General features: G+C 41.4%; 20 protein-coding genes. 14 read left to right on the forward strand and 6 right to left on the reverse strand.

Annotation, left to right across the window (positions count from 1 at the left end):
* Positions 1–196 precede the first annotated feature (196 nt).
* On the forward strand, positions 197–1,915 hold the full coding sequence (locus FO440_RS08800) for a glycoside hydrolase family 3 protein (RefSeq protein WP_144247819.1): 1,719 nt from the start codon (positions 197–199) through the stop codon (positions 1,913–1,915).
* Positions 1,916–1,924: 9 nt separating this feature from the next.
* On the opposite strand, the gene FO440_RS08805 is transcribed toward FO440_RS08800, so the two are convergent.
* On the reverse strand, positions 1,925–2,158 hold the full coding sequence (locus FO440_RS08805) for a hypothetical protein (protein ID WP_144247820.1): 234 nt from the start codon (positions 2,156–2,158) through the stop codon (positions 1,925–1,927).
* Between the two features lie 127 nt (positions 2,159–2,285).
* Here FO440_RS08805 and FO440_RS08810 point away from each other — a divergent pair, with 127 nt between their 5' ends.
* Together FO440_RS08810 and FO440_RS08815 are read left to right on the forward strand one after the other, a co-directional pair.
* Positions 2,286–5,459 carry an ATP-dependent helicase gene (locus FO440_RS08810; RefSeq protein WP_246104192.1) on the forward strand — a complete coding sequence of 1,058 codons (3,174 nt, stop codon included), beginning with the start codon at positions 2,286–2,288 and terminating at the stop codon, positions 5,457–5,459.
* Between the two features lie 71 nt (positions 5,460–5,530).
* Positions 5,531–6,913: a M20/M25/M40 family metallo-hydrolase gene (locus FO440_RS08815; RefSeq protein WP_222103946.1), complete on the forward strand. Its 1,383-nt coding sequence runs from the start codon at positions 5,531–5,533 to the stop codon at positions 6,911–6,913.
* A 17-nt stretch (positions 6,914–6,930) separates the two neighbouring features.
* On the opposite strand, the gene FO440_RS08820 is transcribed toward FO440_RS08815, so the two are convergent.
* Positions 6,931–7,143, reverse strand: coding sequence for a hypothetical protein (locus tag FO440_RS08820; RefSeq protein WP_144247822.1), 213 nt, complete (start codon positions 7,141–7,143; stop codon positions 6,931–6,933).
* Positions 7,144–7,345: 202 nt separating this feature from the next.
* On the opposite strand from FO440_RS08820, the gene FO440_RS08825 reads away from it, so the two are divergent.
* Entirely contained in the window at positions 7,346–8,377 is a 1,032-nt protein-coding gene (locus FO440_RS08825) for a sensor histidine kinase (protein WP_144247823.1), read from the forward strand.
* Position 8,378: 1 nt separating this feature from the next.
* Positions 8,379–9,110 (forward strand): LytR/AlgR family response regulator transcription factor, encoded by a 732-nt coding sequence (locus FO440_RS08830; RefSeq protein ID WP_144247824.1) that lies wholly within the window; start codon positions 8,379–8,381, stop codon positions 9,108–9,110.
* Positions 9,111–9,118: 8 nt separating this feature from the next.
* Here FO440_RS08830 and FO440_RS08835 read toward each other — a convergent pair whose 3' ends face one another.
* From FO440_RS08835 to metK, 4 genes are all read right to left on the reverse strand, one after another.
* Positions 9,119–9,991 (reverse strand): TraB/GumN family protein, encoded by an 873-nt coding sequence (locus FO440_RS08835; protein ID WP_144247825.1) that lies wholly within the window; start codon positions 9,989–9,991, stop codon positions 9,119–9,121.
* Between the two features lie 16 nt (positions 9,992–10,007).
* Positions 10,008–10,745 (reverse strand): lysophospholipid acyltransferase family protein, encoded by a 738-nt coding sequence (locus FO440_RS08840; RefSeq protein ID WP_144247826.1) that lies wholly within the window; start codon positions 10,743–10,745, stop codon positions 10,008–10,010.
* 40 nt (positions 10,746–10,785) lie between these two features.
* Positions 10,786–11,352, reverse strand: a complete 567-nt coding sequence (locus FO440_RS08845; RefSeq protein WP_144247827.1) for an NUDIX domain-containing protein — start codon at positions 11,350–11,352, stop codon at positions 10,786–10,788.
* A 101-nt stretch (positions 11,353–11,453) separates the two neighbouring features.
* Positions 11,454–12,704 (reverse strand): methionine adenosyltransferase, encoded by a 1,251-nt coding sequence (gene metK, locus FO440_RS08850; RefSeq protein WP_144247828.1) that lies wholly within the window; start codon positions 12,702–12,704, stop codon positions 11,454–11,456.
* A 205-nt stretch (positions 12,705–12,909) separates the two neighbouring features.
* Between metK and FO440_RS08855 the strand changes: the two genes are divergently transcribed.
* From FO440_RS08855 to FO440_RS08895, 9 genes are all read left to right on the forward strand, one after another.
* On the forward strand, positions 12,910–13,785 hold the full coding sequence (locus tag FO440_RS08855) for a diacylglycerol/lipid kinase family protein (protein ID WP_144247829.1): 876 nt from the start codon (positions 12,910–12,912) through the stop codon (positions 13,783–13,785).
* 83 nt (positions 13,786–13,868) lie between these two features.
* Positions 13,869–14,210, forward strand: coding sequence for a translation initiation factor (locus tag FO440_RS08860; RefSeq protein WP_144247830.1), 342 nt, complete (start codon positions 13,869–13,871; stop codon positions 14,208–14,210).
* A 670-nt stretch (positions 14,211–14,880) separates the two neighbouring features.
* On the forward strand, positions 14,881–15,711 hold the full coding sequence (locus FO440_RS08865) for a MotA/TolQ/ExbB proton channel family protein (protein WP_144247831.1): 831 nt from the start codon (positions 14,881–14,883) through the stop codon (positions 15,709–15,711).
* An 86-nt stretch (positions 15,712–15,797) separates the two neighbouring features.
* Complete coding sequence (locus tag FO440_RS08870) at positions 15,798–16,412, forward strand: biopolymer transporter ExbD (protein WP_144247832.1); 615 nt, start codon at positions 15,798–15,800, stop codon at positions 16,410–16,412.
* A 4-nt stretch (positions 16,413–16,416) separates the two neighbouring features.
* On the forward strand, positions 16,417–16,953 hold the full coding sequence (locus tag FO440_RS08875; RefSeq protein WP_144247833.1) for an ExbD/TolR family protein: 537 nt from the start codon (positions 16,417–16,419) through the stop codon (positions 16,951–16,953).
* A gap of 31 nt (positions 16,954–16,984) precedes the next feature.
* Entirely contained in the window at positions 16,985–17,806 is an 822-nt protein-coding gene (locus FO440_RS08880; RefSeq protein WP_144247834.1) for an energy transducer TonB, read from the forward strand.
* Between the two features lies 1 nt (position 17,807).
* Positions 17,808–18,029 carry a hypothetical protein gene (locus FO440_RS24680; protein WP_144247835.1) on the forward strand — a complete coding sequence of 74 codons (222 nt, stop codon included), beginning with the start codon at positions 17,808–17,810 and terminating at the stop codon, positions 18,027–18,029.
* The gene (locus tag FO440_RS08890) at positions 18,019–18,945 is read left to right on the forward strand and encodes a PstS family phosphate ABC transporter substrate-binding protein (protein WP_144247836.1); all 927 of its coding nucleotides are present in this window, start codon (positions 18,019–18,021) and stop codon (positions 18,943–18,945) included. The genes FO440_RS24680 and FO440_RS08890 overlap by 11 nt, the downstream gene beginning before the upstream one ends.
* Positions 18,946–18,980: 35 nt before the next feature.
* Positions 18,981–20,735, forward strand: a complete 1,755-nt coding sequence (locus FO440_RS08895; RefSeq protein WP_246104193.1) for a tetratricopeptide repeat protein — start codon at positions 18,981–18,983, stop codon at positions 20,733–20,735.
* Positions 20,736–20,787: the final 52 nt, after the last annotated feature.

A 20,787-nucleotide genomic window follows, 5' to 3' on the forward strand; every position in this document is an offset into this window, starting at 1 on the left:
GATCAGTTTAATAATAAAGGATATTTTAATAAACAAAACTGCGTCTGCTTATCAATTAGCGTTTGTTGTTGCAATCAGGGAGGAAACCGTAGTAACCAATAGTTAATTTTATCTTCGGTAGATAAGATATCTAAATATACGTTAATTAATACGAAGGTTGCAAATTTTTTTAACCATTTTAATTTACTTTTGATTTATGCTGCCAGTCAAAAAACACGTAATACCCGCGCTACTCTTCGTCTTTAATTTTTTTGCCTTTAACGCCCTTGCCCAGCAGGATAATTATATCCAAATGCTGGAAAAGAAAAATCATTGGGTGGATTCTGTTTACAACAAATTAAGCCGCAAAGAGAAAGTAGCCCAGTTATTTTTTGTACGTGCGCATACCAATAAAACAAAGGCTTTTGAAGATTCTATATCGCGGGTGATACAGGATGAAGAAGTTGGCGGGTTGGTGTTTTTCCAGGGTGGCCCGGTGCGACAGGCCAATCTGATCAACCGTTATCAGAAAGATTCAAAAGTACCGCTGCTGATAGCTATGGACGGCGAGTGGGGCTTAGGCATGCGCCTGGATTCGACCATCTCTTATCCATACCAGATGACCTTAGGCGCCATACAGGATAATAACCTGATCTACAAAATGGGGCAGCAGGTTGCTTATGATTTTAAGCGCCTGGGGATGCAAATGAACTTTGGGCCGGATATGGACGTGAACAATAACCCGGATAACCCGGTGATCAATTACCGATCATTTGGTGATAATAAATATAATGTGGCTAAAAAAGGCATTGCCTATTTTAAAGGGATGCAGGATGCCGGTTTGTTAACCACCGCGAAACATTTCCCGGGCCATGGGGACACCAATGTCGATTCGCATTTGGAGCTGCCGTTGTTGCCTTTCACCCGCCAGCGGTTGGATTCGTTAGAAGAATATCCCTTTAGGGAAGCCATAGCCGAAAACATATCTGGCATTATGATTGCCCACATGAGTATACCCGCGCTTGATAGTACAAAGAATCAGCCGTCTACACTGTCACGTAAGATTGTTACCGGGGTGTTGAAGGATTCGCTCAGGTTTAAAGGTTTGATAGTGTCTGATGCGATGGAAATGCGGGCCGTAACCAAATACTACCCTAATGGAGAAGCCGAGCTTAAAGCGCTTATTGCAGGAAATGATATTATTGAGTTATCACTTGATTCAAAAAAGGCCATTCTTAAGGTAAAAAAAGCTATTCGCAAAGGATTGATTTCTGATACTGAATTTGAAGCAAAAGTAAAAAAGGTGCTTGCTGCGAAATATTGGGCGGGTTTAAATATCCCTACAAATGTAAAGACCGCCAATTTGGTTGCCGATCTTAACCGCGAACCGGCGCGCGACCTGGTACAGCAACTAAGCGATGCCGCCATTACTCTGGTGAAAGGTACGCCGGATGCAATCAGGATAAACCCATTGGAAAAGACCGCGATAGTAAGTATCGGGGTCGACCAGCATACGGTTTTCCAGTCTGAACTGGCAAAATGGTCCAGCGGTTGCCATTTGTTTACCGTTAATAAAAGTACACCGGTAGCAGACCTTAATCGAATACTTGAATTGTTAAAGCCCTATTACCAGGTGTACGTAAGCATAAATGATACCCGCACACGCCCGCAAAGCAAGCTGGATTACAGTAATGGCGTAAAAGAATTTATAGCAGCTATTGCGGCCCGTAACAATACGGTAATAAGCGTTTTTGCAAATGCCTACACCATTGCCGGCTTGCCGGGGATAGAAAAAAGTACGGGGGTGCTGGTTGGTTATCAGTATAGTCCAGAAATGCAACGGTCGGCAGTAAGGGCCATAACCGGGCAACTGAAGCCAATAGGTAAGTTGCCGGTAAGTGTAAATGTATATTTCCCTACAGGGGCTGGGTTGTAAAGCCTGAGATTACATTCGTAAACGCAGTGACACCGAGCGGCCAAGCGCCTGTATCAATTCAGGGTCGATAGTATTGCTTTGATCTTTTTGTACCCAGGTTTTTTTATTATCCATCACCAATTCTACTTTTTCACCATTAAAAATTATTTCTAATTCGGTAGTGTCCTTATTTATCAGGTTGGTGTTAAGTATCTGATAGGTATAGTCTTTGTCGTCAAAAGTTATTCTTAGCGGTAATCCCATGGTCTCAATCCTCGGTCGTAAAGATAATAGTTATGTTGTTATTGTTATTTTATTAATTGTTAAAATATGTGAACATTTCCACAACCGCCGTTAATATATGCGTTATACCTTTGTTATCTTTACGTAAATGAGTATGCAATCTAATCCCAATAAATACAACCAAAAATTTCAGGAAGCATTGGCTGGATTAAACCCCGAGCAGCTTGCTGCCGTTAATAAAATGGATGGCCCGGTGCTGGTTATTGCCGGCCCCGGCACAGGTAAAACACAAATTTTAGCCGCCCGGATAGGCAAGATCTTAACTGATACTGACGCCCTGCCCGGCGAGATATTGTGCTTGACCTATACCGATGCAGGCGCGGTGGCTATGCGCAAGCGCCTGTTCGAATTTATTGGCCCGGATGCTTACCGCATCCATATTTATACCTTCCACGCGTTTTGTAACGAGGTGATCCAGGAAAATTTGGAGTATTTTGGTAAGCTTAATCTTGAGCCGCTGTCTGACCTGGAATCGGCCATGTTGTTCAGGGAGTTGGTGGACGATTTTCCGAATGATCATTTATTAAAGCGCTTTACCGGTGATATCTATTACGATGTGCCCAGGTTGAAAAGCCTGTTCTCGACCATGAAGCGCGAGAACTGGGATGAAGCGTTTATAGAAAACGCGATAAATGAATATCTTGAAGATCTGCCCAATCGCGAAGAGTTTATTTACAAGCGCGCCAACGCCGCAAAAGGTATAGCCGTTGGCGATCCCAAGCAAAAAGATATTGACGCCGCACATGACCTGATGAAAAAGCTGCTGGCAGCAGTGGCCGAATACCAGCGCTATGATGCCAAAATGAAGTCGCGAAGCCGTTATGATTATGACGATATGATCATTTGGGTGTTAAAAGCATTCCGCGAAAATGAAGAGATATTGCGCCGCTACCAGGAACGTTACCACTACATCCTGGTGGACGAGTTCCAGGATACCAGCGGATCACAAAACGAACTGCTTAAATTCTTACTGAATTATTGGGCAACACCAAACGTATTTGTGGTAGGCGATGATGACCAGTCTATCTTCAAGTTCCAGGGGGCTAACATGATGAATATACTGGATTTTGCCAATGATTATGTAAGCACGTTGCAAACCGTGGTGCTTAAACATAATTACCGGTCAAACCAGCATATCCTGGATATATCAAAGGCGTTGATCAATAATAACAATGAACGCCTTACAAAAAAGCTTTCGCTGGATAAAAGCCTTAAGTCGTCGCACTCGCGGTTTGACGAGTTGGTGGTAAAACCGGTGATCCGCGAATATGAAAATCCCGACCAGGAAATGGTTGATGTGGCTATCAGCATAAAACATTTGGTTGAAAGCGGCGTAAAACCCGGCGAGATTGCGGTGATCTACCGTAATCACAACCAGGTTGAAGATTTGATCCATTTCCTGGATACGCAAAAGATAGCGGTTAACACGCGCCGCAAAATTGATGTGCTGACTATGCCGTTTGGTGAAAAGATCATCAATATATTGCGCTATTTATCCATGGAACTTGACTCGCCTTACAGTGGTGATGAGCTGTTGTTCGAGATTCTGCATTATGATTTCTTCAGCATCCCACCGATTGAAATTGCCAAGGCCAGCATAGCGGTATCTAAAGAAAACTTTGTTACCACGGCTAATAATATGCCCAAAACATCATTGCGCAGGTATATCCATGAGATCCGTGTTCCGGCGCAGCAAGGGCTATTTGACGCTGCACCTAACATGGATATGAAATACCTGTTAAGCAATATCGATCTGCTGTTGACAGAAGCTGTAAGCGTTACGCTGCAACAGCTTTTTCAGCAGGTTATTGGCAAGATGGGCATATTGCGTTACATCATGCAGCAGGCCGATAAGGGGACTTATATGCAGGTGCTCACCAATTTTTTTGATTTCCTAAAGGACGAAAGCCGCAAGAACCCGGAGATAAAACTGCCTGACCTGTTGGCTACCATTGATACCATGAAGGAACACCATATCCGGCTTGATTTGAACCAGGTTATCTTTTCAGAAAACGGGGTTAATTTCTTTACCGCGCATGGGTCAAAAGGACAAGAGTTTGAATACGTGTTCTTTATCGGCTGCGATAAAAAAACATGGGACAGTAAGGGCCGTAACACCGGCTTTAGCTACCCTGACACTTTAACACAAGCTGCTAATGACGATATCGCCCAGAAAGAAGAATCGCGTAGGTTATTCTATGTGGCGCTTACCCGGGCAAAACAATATCTGATGGTGTCGTTTGCCGGTAAAGATAAAAAGGGCAAAGACCAGGAATCATCACAGTTTATCGGCGAGATCCTGGCCGAAACAGATATGGAGGTTGAACACCCTAAAGTTGCCGAAGCGGCTATGATGGAGTTTTACGCCACCCAATTCAGCGAGGATGATAAGCCTAAAGTGGAATTGCTTGATCATAACTACATTAATCAATTGCTGCAAAACTATACACTATCGGTTACCCACCTAAGCAATTACCTTGATTGCCCGTTGCGGTTTTATTTTCAGTGTTTGATCCGTGTTCCTTCGGGCAAGAGCCCGTCGGCTACGTTTGGGCAGGCGGTGCACTGGGCGTTGAACAAAGCTTTCAGGTGGTTAAAGGATGATGACGATAATTTCCCGTCGACAGAGCAGTTTATGAAGGAATTTAAGTGGTATATGTTCCGCAATCGCGATTCGTTCACCAAAGAAGAATTTAAGCTGCGGGTAGATTACGGCGAAAAGATCCTGCCGCCATACTATGAACAAAACGTTACGCAGTGGAATAAAGTGGCCGTTACCGAACGCAGTATCAAAAACATTGAAATTGACGGTGTACCAATTAAAGGTAACCTGGATAAAATAGAGTTTGACGGCAAACTGGCAACCATTGTAGATTACAAAACAGGTAAGCTAAAAAACGCCAAAGACAAGCTGTTACGCCCAGTTGACGAAGAAGATAATGGTGGTGACTACTGGCGCCAGGCTGTATTTTACAAGATCCTGATTGATAATGACCGCAGTAACGACTGGGAAGCAACCACAACCATTTTTGATTTTGTTGAACCGGTAAGCGAGGGCGAATACCATAAAGAAAAGATCGTGATAAGCCCGCAGGATATTGAAATAGTAAAGGGGCAGATCACCACCGTGTATCAAAAAATTATGGCGCACGATTTTAACACCGGTTGCGGCAAAAAAGAATGCGACTGGTGCCATTTCGTTCGCAGCAATTTTAAGCAGGTAGATGATATGCTGGCGATTGTGGGGGATGAGGAAGAGTAACAATATAATGCAGGGACGTTATGTTTTACGTGACGTTTTGTATCTTTTCGATGTTTTATAAATTATTACGTATGAAATATCTAAAACTCCTCATCCTCATAACATTGGCCCTACCCACCCTGGCGCAAACCACCATCCGCCAGGATGCCAAAATCAAAAGCATGGTTGATGAGGTGTCATCAAAAAATATTGAGGCTATTGTGCGTAAGCTGGTGAGTTTTAAAACGCGTAATACGCTAAGCGATACCAGCAGCAAAACAGAAGGTATCGGTGCGGCGCGCAACTGGATAAAAAGTGAAATGGAACGTTATGCCGCGGTATCAAACGGTAGGATGAAGGTAGAGTTTGACAGCTTTGTACAACCCGCAGGTGGCCGGATTGATAAACCTACCGTGTTGAAAAACGTATTGGCTATACTTAAAGGTACCGACCCAACAGATACGCGAATTTATGTGGTATCGGGCCATTATGATTCTCGGGTAACGGATGTGATGAATGCCAACGCGGTCGAACCGGGGGCGGTTGATGATGCGTCAGGCACGGCAGTGTCCATGGAGATCTGCCGGGTGATGGCGAAAAGTTCGTTCCCGGCTACTATCATTTTTATGACGGTGCCGGGCGAGGAGCAGGGGCTTAACGGATCGGCACATATTGCCAAACGTGCTAAGGACGAACACTGGAACGTCGACGCGATGCTGAACAACGACATTGTTGGCAATACGCATGGTATGGATAACGACCTGAAAGATAATACCCACGTGCGGGTGTTCAGCGAGGGGATCCCGACCATTGACCTGGCCGCGAAGGGCGATACCCTGGCTGCCAAACGTGCCGCTGCGGCCATCAGCGCCCTGATCAATAATGGTGGCGAAACCGATAGCCCGTCGCGCCAGCTGGCGCGGTATATTAAAGAAACCGCCGAACGCTATGTAGAACAGCTGGATGTAAAACTCATCTATCGCCGCGATCGTTTTTTAAGGGGTGGTGATCAGTCTTCTTTTCAGCAGCAGGGCTTTACCGCGGTAAGGTTTACAGAAATGAATGAGGATTTTACCCATCAGCACCAGGACCTGCGCACAGAAAACGGTATCCAGTATGGCGATCTGCCCGAATTTGCAGATTATAACTACATCCAAAAGGTAGCCCGCATGAATTTGTCGGTATTGGCTAACCTGGCTTCGGCGCCGGCATCTCCTATAAATGTCGGGGTTACTACGTCAGGGTTAACTAACAATACCACCCTGAAATGGGAAGATCCTAAAATTGGCCGTAAACCTGCCGGTTATTATATACTAATGCGCGAAACTACCAGCCCGTACTGGGAAAAGAAAATATTTGTAACCGGTAACGAAACAACATTGGGTTACTCAAAAGATAATTACTTTTTTGCCGTGCAATCGGTAGATGCAGAAGGGCACGAAAGCTTACCTGTATTCCCGAAACCGGTCAGATAATTTTAAATAGCGGGATATTACCAAACATCCTGTTTGTTAACAGAACAAACGGCTTTTACCAGGTTAACACCTTTAATAAATAATGAGGTTGCGTGTGCTGTAGATGCGGCAATGCTTGACGCTTCATGCTTTTTTTGTTCAAACTGGTAACTAACGCCCATAATTAATGCAAACAATACCGGGGCAAGTAACAGTATAAATGGATTTGTGTTAGTAAATAGCTTTTTCATTGCGAGTGATTTTTGATACAACAAAGAAATATCAAATTCCCGACCCGCTAAAAAAAATTATACCAACCCTGCTAATTTGTAGATAAACTCCCGTTTACAAATATTTGCCCGTTCGTCGAAGATAAAAGCCAGTTCATCGATAAATTATGCAACGCTGTATAAATAATACAGCGCCAAAGTTCAAAATATTAATTTTGATACGATGAAAAGAAGCTGGCAGCTATTCTGGCACGTATTGGTTTGGACGGGCGTTATCCTGTTTTTTGTGATTGTTGTACACAATAATACGCCAATGTCTACCCATGCCATTGTGGTTAATTTTGTTCTTTTCGGGTTGATCAATATAACGCTGTTCTATCTTAATTACCTGGTTTTTATTCCGCGGTTTTTAAACCGGAAGCGCTATGGCGTATATATAGCCACCATACTCGTCACCATAATTGCTTATGGCCTGGCAAAATATAGCCTCGCGCTTATATTTAAGGAAGATGTGCTGATGCATGCAAAGGGTATGAAAGATGCTAAGAAAGAACTGATCGGCTTTTGGTCCTATTTTTCAAGTACATTATTTACCAGCATCATCTTTGTTTTTCTGAGCGTTTTATTAAAGTTTAGTGTCGATTGGTTCCTGAATGAGCGTATCCAGCGCGACCTGGAGAACCAGCGCCTCACGGCTGAGCTTGCCTTTTTAAAATCGCAGATCAACCCGCATTTTTTGTTTAACTCCTTAAATAGCATTTATTCGCTGGCCTACCAGCGGTCAGAAAATACGCCGGGTGCCATCCTTAAGTTATCAGAAATTATGCGCTACATGCTCTATGAGTGTAATGATAACAAGGTTGATCTTTCAAAAGAACTGCAGTACCTGCAAAATTATATCGATCTGCAAAAGATCAGGTTTGGTCATAATGCCTATATCGACTTTAAAATAGATGGCAAGGTGACCGATCAGAAAATTGTTCCGCTGCTGTTAATAGCCTTTATCGAGAACGCCTTTAAACATGGTATAGCTAATGATTCATTAACCCCTATTACCTTGTTTATCAACATCAATCAGCAAAACCTGCAGTTTTATATCCAGAATAAAAAGAATAACAATAACCGTGATGCCATAGGCGGTATTGGCTTACATAACGTAAAACGCAGGCTTGACCTGCTATACCCGGGAAAATATAATTTAGACATCCGCGACGAAATTGATACCTACACTTGCGAATTATCCTTAGTTTTATAGCATGATAAGATGCCTTATAGTTGATGATGAGCCTTTGGCGCTGCATATACTGGAAGACTACATATCCAAAGTGCCTTTTATGGAATTGGTAAAATCAACCACCAATCCTATCGAGGCTTTAACTTTAGTACAAGACGGTAATATAGACCTGGTATTTCTTGATGTACAAATGCCCGAGCTTACCGGTATCCAATTTCTGCGGATTGCGAATGGTAAAACCAAGGTGATCTTAACAACGGCTTATCCGCAATACGCTTTAGAGGGTTATGAGCTTGATGTGGTTGATTACCTGCTCAAACCAATAGCGTTCGACCGTTTTTATAAAGCAGCCCAAAAAGCGCAGGGAATAATCCAGCCATCAAAAACGCCGGTAGTAGAGCCTGTTCAGATCCAGCAACAGCAACATGATTTTTTAAGCGATTTTATCTTTGTTAAAAGCGAGCACAAGATCCAAAAAGTGTACCTGCATCAGATCCTGTTTATCGAAGGGTTAAAAGATTATATATCCATCTTCACTACCACAGAGCGCATTATCACACTACAAAACATGAAGAGGATGGAAGATACCTTGCCCGGCAAACACTTTATCCGTGTACATAAATCATACATCGTAGCCCTGAATAAAATAGACAGCATAGAGCGCAGCCGCATCCGCATCGGCGACAAAATTATCCCGGTAGGGGATACATATCGCGATGATTTCTTCAAGGTTATTGACGGGAAGAATGTGTGAGTAGGGCCTTATATTTTAACCGGCTTTAGTGTATACCCTTTTAGTCTTAATTGTTTAATTAAACCGTATTGTCCTACCAGGTGCGCTGCCCCTACAACTACAAAAGTAGGTTGCTCTTTTAATATTGGGGGCAGTTCAGCTATCCATTTCAGGTTGCGGTTTTTAAGCATTTTGTCGGTTTGCTCGGGTGTGTCATGCTCGGCATCCATCAGTTTTTCTATACCATCAAGGTCCTGGTCAAGGTAAAGTTTATAAAGTTTTTCGCCTTTTATTTTCTCTTTATCTTTTTTCGATATGCTTTCAAGCAAATCCTTTTTCTGGTCTGCAATCGGGGCGTTAAATAACAATTCGGCCTGGTCCTCTAGTGTTTCTAAACCAATAATTTTATAATTGCGGCGCTTAGCTTCTTCCTGGAAATAACTGTCCAATGCAGGGTTTGTATCAGAAACTGTTTTTGGAGACGTGAAGCCTGATAATATAGTAGACACCGTAGCCGGTTTGCACAGGTTAAAATCTTCCAGGTTCATTTTGGTTACCTGTTTTACATAGTCATCAACAAGTTTAAATTCGGCGGGAGTAAAGATTTTATCAAGCGTGGTACTGTCTTTAAAAACCATGTAAGCGGCAAGCTTTGTTGTCATGGTCGAGTCGATCAATATCTCGCCAGCTACTGTTTTGCAATTATTAAAATACTTTTTAATGTCAGACAGGCTGTCAACCAAATTTTTACCTGCAAAATGATAAGTGCCAAATAAATAAGATGGTGAGGTTAAGCCGTTGCCACTTATTTCCCAAAGCAAGCTTTTATTACCTTTAATTTGGGCATGCGCTGTGTTTAAAACCAGCGTAAAGGCCAGTAGTAATAATATTGCTTTTTTCATGATGACAAGATTTTGTTTAGGCTTGATTGAGCGCTTTTTTTATCCGGTTCTCTGCTTCGTTAACCCGTTCTTCAACAGTGCCGAAATCTGTTTCAATAGGTTCCAGCACTTCCCACGTCATTTTGGTGAAAGTGTTTAATGGGTATAAACCATAACGGATCATTTTCCATGAATTATTAATAGCTATGGGTACTATTAAAGCGTTGGGGCATTTTTTAAGAATGATAGCAATACCACCCGCCTGGAACGTTTTTACCTGCCCGGTTTTAGAGCGCGTGCCTTCCGGAAATATAACTGCCGACCAGTTGTTCTCCTTCATCCGCGTACCCAGCTTACCCATTTCCATTAAGGATTGACGGGCATCGTTACGATCAATATTAGCGCCACCACCTACTTTTAAGTTGTAAGATATGGAAGGGATACCCCTGGTAAGCTCAATTTTTGAAATGAATTTCGCGTGGTATTTGCGCAGGTAATAAATAAGCGGCGGTATATCTAACAGACTTTGGTGGTTAGCCATAAATATCATGGGCCTGCCGGTTGGTAAATTCTGTTTGTTGGTAAAGGTAACGGTGTTGCCTACCAGGTAAACCGTACTAAACAGGCATAAATTAAGAATATCAACCACTTTTTTGTGGGCGCTGTAACCAAACACTTTATAAGCCACCCATTGTATAGGCTGAAAAATTACCAGTACCAGCATAAAGGCAATAATGGCAATTGGTGATAAAATGTAGCCCAGGAATTTTCTCATGCGTTAATTTGATCCCGCGAAATTAAAAATATTTTAACAATTACACAGGCAGGGTGTTTTCAAGCAGCATCAGTTTTACCTTTAAAACAGCCGCCACGGTAACAGAATCCATGATCTCGCCGGCACATACCATGCGGTAAACTTCGTCAAACGGAACTTTATGAACCATCAGCTGCTCGGTATCTTCGGGTTCGGCCTCGAACTGCTCAAGCCCGGTTGCAACGTAGGTAATGCTCAGCTCGTCGCTTACAGAATTGCTCAGGTGCATATCCAGTATTTTAGTCCAGTTTTTAGCTATCAGGCCGGTTTCTTCCAGTAGTTCACGCTTGGCTGCTTCTAAAGGATCTTCATTTAATGGTCCACCTCCTTCGGGGATCTCCCAGCTGTATTGATCAATTACAAAACGGTACTGGCCTACCAGGTAAGTATTCATATCCTCATCCAGCGGTATAACGCCTATGGCCCTGTTTTTAAAATGCACCTTGCCGTAAATGCCGGGATTGCCCGACGGGTTAATCACCTGGTATTCGGTTAAGTTTATCCATGGGTTATCATATATGGTTGCTTCAGATGTTATTTGCCAGGGGTTTTCTTCGGGATGGTGCATGATGTAGGTTGATCAGGTTATTTTTTCTGTTGCCGGATATAAAAAGAGCGATAGATTATCTATCGCTCTAAATTACTATTCAAATATTAATTTAAAGTTTATTACAAACCAAAGGCTGCTTTAACTTTATCAACGTAATCTAATTTTTCCCAGGTAAACAGTTCAACCTCTTTGGTTATTACTGTACCGTCATGGTGGGTAAAGCTTTTGGTTACTGTTTGGCTTGGTTTGCCAAAGTGGCCGTAAGCAGCGGTTTCGCTATATATAGGGTTACGCAGTTTAAAACGTGTTTCGATAGCGTAAGGGGTCATGTTAAAAATAGACTCCACCTTTTTTGCTATCTCGCCGTCATTAAGGTTAACTTTTCCGGTTCCGTAAGTGTTAATGTAAATGCCCATTGGCTGTGCAACACCAATAGCGTATGATACCTGTACCAATACCTCGCTGCAAACACCGGCAGCAACCAGGTTTTTAGCAATGTGGCGTGTAGCATAAGCGGCAGAGCGGTCAACTTTTGACGGATCTTTACCTGAAAAAGCACCACCACCGTGCGCGCCTTTACCACCATAAGTATCAACAATGATCTTACGGCCGGTTAAGCCGGTATCGCCATGCGGGCCGCCGATAACAAATTTACCGGTTGGGTTAATATGGTATTTAATATCGCTGTTAAAGAAGTGCGCGTATTTGGCATATTTAGCTTTTACGCGTGGTATCAATATACCGATGATGTCCTCGCTGATCTTGTCAAGCATGGCTTTTTCATCACCAAAATCATCATGTTGGGTTGATATTACAATAGCATCGATACGGGTAGGCACGTTGTTATCATCATACTCTAAAGTAACCTGCGATTTTGCATCCGGGCGAAGATATTTGATGTCGGCATTTTCGCGGCGGATAGCGGCAAGCTCAATTAATAAAGCATGCGCGATATCCAAAGCCAATGGCATGTAGTTATCGGTTTCGCTGGTTGCATAACCAAACATCATACCCTGGTCGCCGGCACCCTGCTCTTCTTTCGACTGGCGATCAACACCCTGGTTAATATCAGGAGATTGCTCATGTATTGCCGACAATACGCTGCAAGAGCTGCCATCAAACATATACTCGCCTTTAGTGTAGCCAATTTTATTGATCACCTCGCGGGCAATTTTTTGTACGTCAAGGTACGCCTGTGATTTTACTTCGCCTGCTAAAAAAACCTGACCGGTTGTTACCAATGTTTCGCAGGCAACTTTTGATTCAGGGTCATGTGCTAAAAAATTATCTATTAAAGCATCCGATATCTGGTCGGCAACTTTGTCCGGGTGTCCTTCTGATACGGACTCTGATGTAAATAAGTAGGGCATTTTTAAAATGTGTTTTTACGTAAAATAGGAGGGAGGGATTTAACTGAACTTTGTAAAGAAGTTGGGCTTTAGCACTTTTTTACGTGGTTGCAATCCGGTCCCGAAACGTCAGGACAACTAAATCAGTCCACTATTGTGCGCCAAAAATAAAACAATTTTTACAAAGCCGAAAATACATTTACTTTTGGCAGCTAAAAATATATAGTTGGAACGGAAAACGTTATTTATTATAAACCCCATATCGGGCGGGAAGAAAAAGGATGATGTGCCGGGGCTTATCGACACCTATTTTAATGGTGACGCTACTATCGTTTTTACTACCGGCGCGTCGCATGCAAACCGGGTAGCCGGCGAGGCCATTGGCAAATATGATATGGTAGTAGCCGTAGGCGGCGATGGTACAATAAATGAAGTGGCATCGGCCCTGGTAGGCAGTGAAGTTGTTTTAGGCGTGATACCATGTGGGTCGGGTAATGGTTTGTCCCGTTTCCTGGGTATCCCCATGAGTATTACAGCGGCGATTAAGAACCTTAACAATTATAATGTAGCGGTAATTGATTCGGCGCAGGCAAATGGTAAGCCTTTTTTTAATATGGCCGGGATGGGTTTCGACGCGCATATCAGCCAGGTTTTTGCGCATGGAAAAAAGCGCGGGTTTATCTCTTACATCAAATCATCCCTGCAAGAGGTTATTAATTATAAACCGCAAAACTATAATATCGAAATTGACGGTAAGACTTACTTGCGTATAGCTTTTATGCTGAGTTTTGCCAACTCGTCGCAATACGGTAACAACGCGCATGTGTCGCCACATGCATCGGTGCAGGATGGCCTGCTTGACGTTTGTGTGATCAAGCCTTTTCCTTTATATAGGTTTCCGGCACTGGTTGTTCGTATGTTTACAAAAACGGCCAATCAATCCAGCTTTGTCGAGATCATTTGCGGTAAGCACATTGTGGTTAAACGCGACAGTGAAGGCCCGATGCACCTTGATGGCGAACCCGAGATTGAAGGTAAAAAGATCGACATTAATATATTACCGGGTTCATTAAAAGTAGTTGTTGGCAGTAGCTTTAGATAAAATTTATACATTGAGTATTGTTTATAGTATATATAGTATATAATAAGTATTAACTGTAACCCGGGACTGATAATCTGAAAAACATGTCAAAAAAGAATAAAAGCGTTACAGGGGTAATGTACTCAACAGACCCTGATTTTAAATACCAGGAAAGCAATATGGCTAACGTTGCTACCTTACCACCCCAGCAGCAAAATTTAAAGCTTTATCTTGATCGTAAAGGCGGCGGCAAACTGGTTACCGCCATCGGCGGGTTTGTGGGCGCAAACGCAGATCTTGAAGCTTTGGGCAAGACATTAAAAACAAAATGCGGCGTGGGCGGTACCGTTAAAGACGGAGAAATACTGATCCAGGGTGATTTCAGGGACAAGATTTTGGTATTATTACAGGCCGCAGGCTATAAAGCAAAGAAAGCCGGCGGGTAATTTTCATCTTTTTTTCATCTTTGTTTTCCTTCATTTTACTTTTCTTGATATTTTAAGTTATTCATTATCAGTTCAATAAAAATATATTTACTGAAATTGTTTAGTAACTATTTTTTTAGTTAATATTGTATTTGATAAAAAATATTGACGATTTATTTGTTTTACTGTATAAACTGTTAATATTGCGTAACCAATTATAAGTTGTATAACTTATACAAAGGCGGTGCTTAAATTACATGATGAGGAAAAGAAGATAGATAGGAAATATGTAAAACAGTATAGCAAAGTAATAGTTATATAATTTATTATTTATTGCCTGCATGAAAAACGAGCTTTACAAAGTAGGTAGCAAGATTTCAAACTTGCCTTAAAACTATACATTATATAACAACATAATTACAAGATTATAACAGTATAATTACACAACTTTTGTAACGTATTGCTTGCTATTATAAAAAATAATAAGTTTCATTGTAAAAAATTGTTGTAACAAGTATTAATATCAGGCTTTATAACGTTAACGATTATTACAACAAAAGATTAAATAATTATTAAAGAATAACAAAAGTGTTTTTTTATTTCATTAAAATTCTATTTTTGTTATCCGCTTAAAAAACACGCAATTAACTAACTAAAAATAAACAAAAACTAAAAACTAAAATTTAAAGTAATGGCAAACGCACCAACAAAACCAACTACCGTTAAAAAAGAAAGCTCAAGTGCATCTGGCTTGTTTGCAACCCTGACTATTCCTCTTTGTATCGTAGTTACAATCTGTATTTACGCATTTATATTAGCAGATCCAAGCCATTACAAAGGTGGCGACGTTGAACACGGTGAGCCTTCAGATCCATTTGGTATTATCCACAGAGGTGGTGTATTGGTACCGTTGGTAATGGGTTACGTATTAATGGTAATTGTATTCTCAATTGAGCGTTTTATCGTTATCGGTAAAGCATCTGGTACAGCAAGCATTGATGCTTTTGTTAGAAAGATCCAAGGTTTCTTAACTGCCGGTAACATTGATGCTGCTTCTGCAGAGTGCGACAAACAAAAAGGTTCTGTAGCTAACGTTATCAAATCAGGTTTGAAAAAATACCGCGAAATGGAATTGGAAACAACTTTAGACGTTGACCAAAAAACATTAGCTATCCAAAAAGATATTGAAGAAGCAACCGCTTTAGAGATGCCTATGTTAGAGCAAAACTTAACTATCATTGCTACATTGGTATCAATCGGTACGTTAACAGGTCTGTTAGGTACGGTAATCGGTATGATCAAGGCCTTCGCCGAGTTAGCGGGTACAGGTGCTAATACATCAGCACTATCTGCAGCTATCTCTGAAGCATTGGTTAACACAGCTTTGGGTATCAGTACTTCGGCTTTATCAATTGTAATGTATAACGTATTTACATCAAAAATTGACAGCCTGACCTACGCAATTGACGAAACTGGTTTCAGCATCGTACAAACATTTGCTGCAAGCCACAAAAACAAATAAATTTTAGTGTTAATATCAAGCCCCCGCAACGGTCGGGGGCTTGCAGTTAATTAATCCGATAACACTATATTTAAATAAATTTAACTATGCCAAGAGCAAAAGTCTCAAGAAAAAGCACAGCAATTGACATGACCGCCATGTGCGACGTTGCGTTCTTGTTGTTGACCTTTTTCATATTATCAGCAAAACCAAAAGTTGAAGACCCTATCCATGCGGATATTCCTGCTTCAACCACAATACAGGCTTTGCCCGAAGTTGATTTTGCACAGCTTTTAGTAGCTCAGGGAAAGGTGATTTTTAGCGTAGAAGGCGCGGACGTGCGTTTAGAAACGTTAAAAGGTATGGCCGATCAGTACAAAATAGACTTTACACCAGAAGAATTGAAAGCATTTCAAGGCCTGGATAACGTGAGTGTACCTATAGGTGTTTTAAAGCAATATTTAAACATGACTAACCAGGAAAGAGCCGGCGTGGCAAAAACTGGTGTACAGGTAGATACAACTGACAACAATGAATTGTACTGGTGGGTTAAAAATGCCCGTAAAGCCGATAAGCTTGTTCACAACAAAGAGTTGAAAATAGCAATAAAAGGCGACAGCAAAGAGGAGTACCCTACAATTGCAAAAATTATTAAAACGTTGCAAAAGCAGAAAGTTAACAAGTTTGGTTTAATCACGTCATTAAAGGCGGCAACAAAATAAAAATATGGCAGAATTAGATACCTCCGGTGGGGGTAAGCACAAGGGCGGTAAGGTAAGGAGTAAAAAAGCATCAACGCGTGTAGATTTAACAGCGATGGTGGATTTGGCTTTCTTGCTGATCACCTTCTTTATCCTTACCACAACACTGCAAAAGCCAAAAGCAATGGATTTAACCATGCCGGATAAAGACGATAATCACAATCAGTTACCGGTTCCTGAAACCAGGACAATGACTGTGTTATTAGGCAAAGACAACAAATTAGAATGGTATATGGGTTTACCTCAAAAACCATTAACCCCGCCGTCGGTTACCAATTTTGGTAAAGCCGGTATACGTGAATCTTTGATCGAGCAGGGTAAAAATGTTTTGGCAAAATCCGGTAAAGAAATGATCGTTTTGATAAAACCAAGCGACAAATCGACCTACTCGGATATGGTTTCCATGATGGATGAATTAAACATTGTTGGTAACCAACAGCGTGCCATTGTTGATATTAGCCCAATGGAAGTTGATCTCTTGAAAAGAGATAATATTTATTAATAAATTAACGTAAAATTTAAAGCTTCAAATAATGCTGGGATCTAAATTAGACATATTAAAGCAGGAGTGGATTGACGTTGTTTTTAGCGGAAGAAATAAAGCATACGGTGCTTACGAATTAAGAAAAGAAAGCGCTGGTAGAACCAATCGCGCGCTGATTTTCGGTGCCCTATTTTTTATATTTGTAATTTCGTTACCAACAATCATCAATAAGATCAAGGGTTTTATACCTAAGGCGCCTGTTAAAGTAAAGATCACCGATGTGGTGCTTACTCCACCGCCGGTTGATGCAAAAAAATTACCACCGCCGCCACCGCCTGAACCACCTAAACCAAAAGTGGACCAGGTTAAATTCCCTCCTCCGATTGTAAAACCGGATAACGAGGTGAAAGAAGAACCGCCTACACAAAAAGATCTGAAAACTTCTGACCCTGGTCAGAAAGATCAAAAAGGTGATCCGAACGCGGATGTGCGTATTGACGAGCCGGTGGGTAACAGTGATGTTAAATCGGTTACAGAAGATGATAACAAGATCTTTAGCCAGGTAGAAAAACAACCGGAGTTTCCGGGAGGTTTGGATGCCTTTGGTAAATACCTTGGAAGTAACATTAAATTCCCGGCTGTTGACAGGGAGAACGGTACAAGCGGTAGAGTTATCTGCACGTTCGTAGTAGAAAGAGACGGCAGTTTGACCGATATTAAAGCGGTACGCGGACCAAGCCAAAGCATGATGGACGAGGCGATCCGTGTGTTAAAGAAATCTCCGAAATGGAAACCAGGTATCCAAAATAACCGCCCGGTTCGTGTTTCTTACACCGTTCCGATCAGCTTTACGCTGGGAGAAGAGCAATAATATGCCACAAAGGTTTAACAATGAGCAGAAATCGCCCCAAAGGCGGTTTCTGCTTATTTTAAGAGCAGCCCTATTCTTTGCTGCAGGGATAACAGTCATTTTATGGGACAAAGTATTACCAGGCTACGGTTACAAAAAAACTTTGTTTGGTGTCCTGCTTATGATATACGCCATAGTGCGTTTGGTACTTTTGTTAAAAAAAGAAAAGGTTGATGAAGAATAGGTTTGTATTTATTTTATTAACTTGTGCTGTGGTTACGGGTTTGCAGTCATGCAAACAGAAACCAGCGGCATCTACCCAGGAAGAAACAGTTAATACCGGTACAGCCCGCATAGCGGCTGACGAATCTTTTCAACCTATAGTAGAAGAAGAAGCTTACGTTTTTACGCAGTTAAACAGTAATGCCAAGCCTGTTTTCTCATACCATACAGAAAATAGTGTGTTGCGGCTTTTGCTTAACGATAGTGTAAGGTTTGCGATCTTATCGAAACCTTTAAGTCCGGAAGAAACAAAGTTGCTGACAAGCCGCACATTGCCACCCGTTACTAACCGTTTTGCTATTGATGCCATAACATTTATTGTAAACCAGGCGTCGGGCGATACGTTAATGACCGTGAGCGACATAAAAAAAATGCTTAACGGCCAGACTAAAACAGGTACAGATATCGTTTTTGATAACCCAAACTCAAGTTTGGTAAGGTATTTGAAAGAGTTTTCGGGTAATAAGGAATTTAAACTAAAAAATATTTTTGCTGTCAAAAATAATAAAGAAGTAATAAGGTATATCAGCCAGCATCCGCAGGCCATTGGCATAACCGGCTTTAGCTGGCTTAATGACCCGGACGCCGATTACGCAGATGCGGTAAAAAAAGTTAAAATAGTGGCAGTTAAGGATGAAAATAGTAAAGATGCCAATCAATACTTCAAACCATCGCAAACAACACTGGCATTAAAACAATATCCTTTTATAAGAGGCCTGTATCTTATAGACTGTACCGGCAAAATGGGCGTAGCCAGAGGATTTGAACTATTTGTAATGGGCGAGCGGGGACAAAGAATTATTTTGAGATCAGGTTTATTACCGGACTCAATACCACAAAGAGAGATTAACTTAAAAAGCACTATATCTAATAATTAAACATTTATCTAACTAAAATTAAATAAATAATGAAAATGATCAGTAAAATAGCTAAAGTAGCATTAGGGCTGGTATTTATCGGATCAGCAGTTTTTGGGCAAAGTCTTGCTGACGCTAAAAAAGCTATTGACGCCGAACAATACCAAAAAGCCAAAGGGATGCTGAAAAACCTTACGGTTACACAGCCAACTAACGATGAGAACCTTTTTTACCTGGGATGGGTGTATTTAATACAAGACTATCCTGACTCTGCAAAAGCATCATTTACAAAAGGTGTTGCTGCTAACGCAAAATCAGCGCTAAACTATGTAGGTTTAGGTGCCGTGGCACTTTCAACAAAAGACGATGCAGGTGCAACATCTAACTTTAACCAGGCACTTACAGTTGCAGGTAAAAAAGACAGCGCGCCATATTTATATATTGGTAAAGCTTATTTGCTTGACGCTAAAGATGGTAAATTCCCGCCTGCTAAAGCAAACGCTGCTATTGATGCTTTAAACAAAGGCAAAGCGGTAAATCCTAAAGATGCCGAGATCCAGGTAGTATTAGGTAATGCTTACCGTTCGCAATTAAACAGTAACTCTGCCTATGACGCTTACCAGGCAGCTTTAGCGCTTGATCCAAAATCGCCTGCTGCAAATGTGGCTACAGGTGTATTGTGGAGATATGCTGATAACTTTGAAGATTCAGAGAAACAATTCCAGGCAGCTATCGCTATCGATCCTAACTATGGCCCCGCTTACCGCGGATTAGCAGAAACAGACCTGACAGAAGCACAAAGCAATATTAAAGTTGCGTCTGCCAAAGTAAAAGAAGGTGTTGAGAATTATAAAAAATACCTGAGCTTAACAGATGAGTCGCTTGAGTCATTATTGCGTTACGCCGACTTCTTGATCAACGCCGGTGATTATGCTACCCTACAAGAAGTAACTACTAAATTATCAAAATCAGCAGCTGTAAATCCAAGAGTATATCGTTATTTAGGTTATGCTGCTTATGAAAATAAAGATTATGCCGCTGGTATGACAGCTATGGATAGCTGGTTTGCAAAAGCAGACGCAAGCCGTATTTTACCGCGGGATTATTTTTATTTAGGCCGTTTACAGATCGCAAGCGGAAAAGATACAGTAAAAGGTGTTGAAAACCTGAAAAAATCTGCTGCGTTAGATTCTACTAAAGCAGAAGATGTTTATACAGAATTAGCTAATATGTATAAAACTAAGCGTAATTGGGCTGAAGCTGCTAAGGCGTATGAGGATTTGATCAGTAAAGTTCATGGCAAAGCGTTGCTTAACGAGCATTTCTATCTTGGTTTTAGTGATTATTTTGCATTCAGAGGCCAGTCATCTGCCGCAAAAAAAGATCCGTCAATAAAACCTGACTCGACTCTATTAATAAAGGCTGATTCTGCGTTGAGCTATGTACAGCAAAAAGCCACAACACAACTGTATTATTATCCAATGTACAGGGCCTATATAAATGATTATAAGGATGCCGATTTTAAAAACTTTAAAGGTGTCTCAAAACCTTTTTATGATCAGTTAATAACGCTTTTAGGAACCAAAACGCCTTTAACTGCCGGCGAAAAATCAGCCTTGGCAGAAGCTTATGCTTACATGGGTAATTATGCACAGTATCATGACAAAGATGATGCTAAAGCGCTCGAAAATTTTACAAAGGCCCGGGACACCGATCCTAATAATTCTTCGGCCAAGTATTATTTTGACAGCAAGAGCGCGCCTACCCCGCCAGCAACGCCGGCTAAGCCTGCTGCTCCGAAAAAGAAATAATAAGTTTAACGAAATAAAAAAGGCCTCAATTGAGGCCTTTTTTATTTACGCA

The sequence above is a fragment of the Mucilaginibacter corticis genome (assembly GCF_007558865.1).
GTDB lineage: Bacteria > Bacteroidota > Bacteroidia > Sphingobacteriales > Sphingobacteriaceae > Mucilaginibacter > Mucilaginibacter corticis.

Bases quoted from the DNA above. Each gene is read 5' to 3' on its own strand.
- FO440_RS08800 (WP_144247819.1), top strand. From the start codon at position 197: ATGCTGCCAGTCAAAAAACACGTAATACCCGCGCTACTCTTCGTCTTT.
- FO440_RS08805 (WP_144247820.1), bottom strand. From the start codon at position 2,158: ATGGGATTACCGCTAAGAATAACTTTTGACGACAAAGACTATACCTAT.
- FO440_RS08810 (WP_246104192.1), top strand. From the start codon at position 2,286: ATGAGTATGCAATCTAATCCCAATAAATACAACCAAAAATTTCAGGAA.
- FO440_RS08815 (WP_222103946.1), top strand. From the start codon at position 5,531: ATGAAATATCTAAAACTCCTCATCCTCATAACATTGGCCCTACCCACC.
- FO440_RS08820 (WP_144247822.1), bottom strand. From the start codon at position 7,143: ATGAAAAAGCTATTTACTAACACAAATCCATTTATACTGTTACTTGCC.
- FO440_RS08825 (WP_144247823.1), top strand. From the start codon at position 7,346: ATGAAAAGAAGCTGGCAGCTATTCTGGCACGTATTGGTTTGGACGGGC.
- FO440_RS08830 (WP_144247824.1), top strand. From the start codon at position 8,379: ATGATAAGATGCCTTATAGTTGATGATGAGCCTTTGGCGCTGCATATA.
- FO440_RS08835 (WP_144247825.1), bottom strand. From the start codon at position 9,991: ATGAAAAAAGCAATATTATTACTACTGGCCTTTACGCTGGTTTTAAAC.
- FO440_RS08840 (WP_144247826.1), bottom strand. From the start codon at position 10,745: ATGAGAAAATTCCTGGGCTACATTTTATCACCAATTGCCATTATTGCC.
- FO440_RS08845 (WP_144247827.1), bottom strand. From the start codon at position 11,352: ATGCACCATCCCGAAGAAAACCCCTGGCAAATAACATCTGAAGCAACC.
- metK (WP_144247828.1), bottom strand. From the start codon at position 12,704: ATGCCCTACTTATTTACATCAGAGTCCGTATCAGAAGGACACCCGGAC.
- FO440_RS08860 (WP_144247830.1), top strand. From the start codon at position 13,869: ATGTCAAAAAAGAATAAAAGCGTTACAGGGGTAATGTACTCAACAGAC.
- FO440_RS08865 (WP_144247831.1), top strand. From the start codon at position 14,881: ATGGCAAACGCACCAACAAAACCAACTACCGTTAAAAAAGAAAGCTCA.
- FO440_RS08870 (WP_144247832.1), top strand. From the start codon at position 15,798: ATGCCAAGAGCAAAAGTCTCAAGAAAAAGCACAGCAATTGACATGACC.
- FO440_RS08875 (WP_144247833.1), top strand. From the start codon at position 16,417: ATGGCAGAATTAGATACCTCCGGTGGGGGTAAGCACAAGGGCGGTAAG.
- FO440_RS08880 (WP_144247834.1), top strand. From the start codon at position 16,985: ATGCTGGGATCTAAATTAGACATATTAAAGCAGGAGTGGATTGACGTT.
- FO440_RS24680 (WP_144247835.1), top strand. From the start codon at position 17,808: ATGCCACAAAGGTTTAACAATGAGCAGAAATCGCCCCAAAGGCGGTTT.
- FO440_RS08890 (WP_144247836.1), top strand. From the start codon at position 18,019: ATGAAGAATAGGTTTGTATTTATTTTATTAACTTGTGCTGTGGTTACG.
- FO440_RS08895 (WP_246104193.1), top strand. From the start codon at position 18,981: ATGATCAGTAAAATAGCTAAAGTAGCATTAGGGCTGGTATTTATCGGA.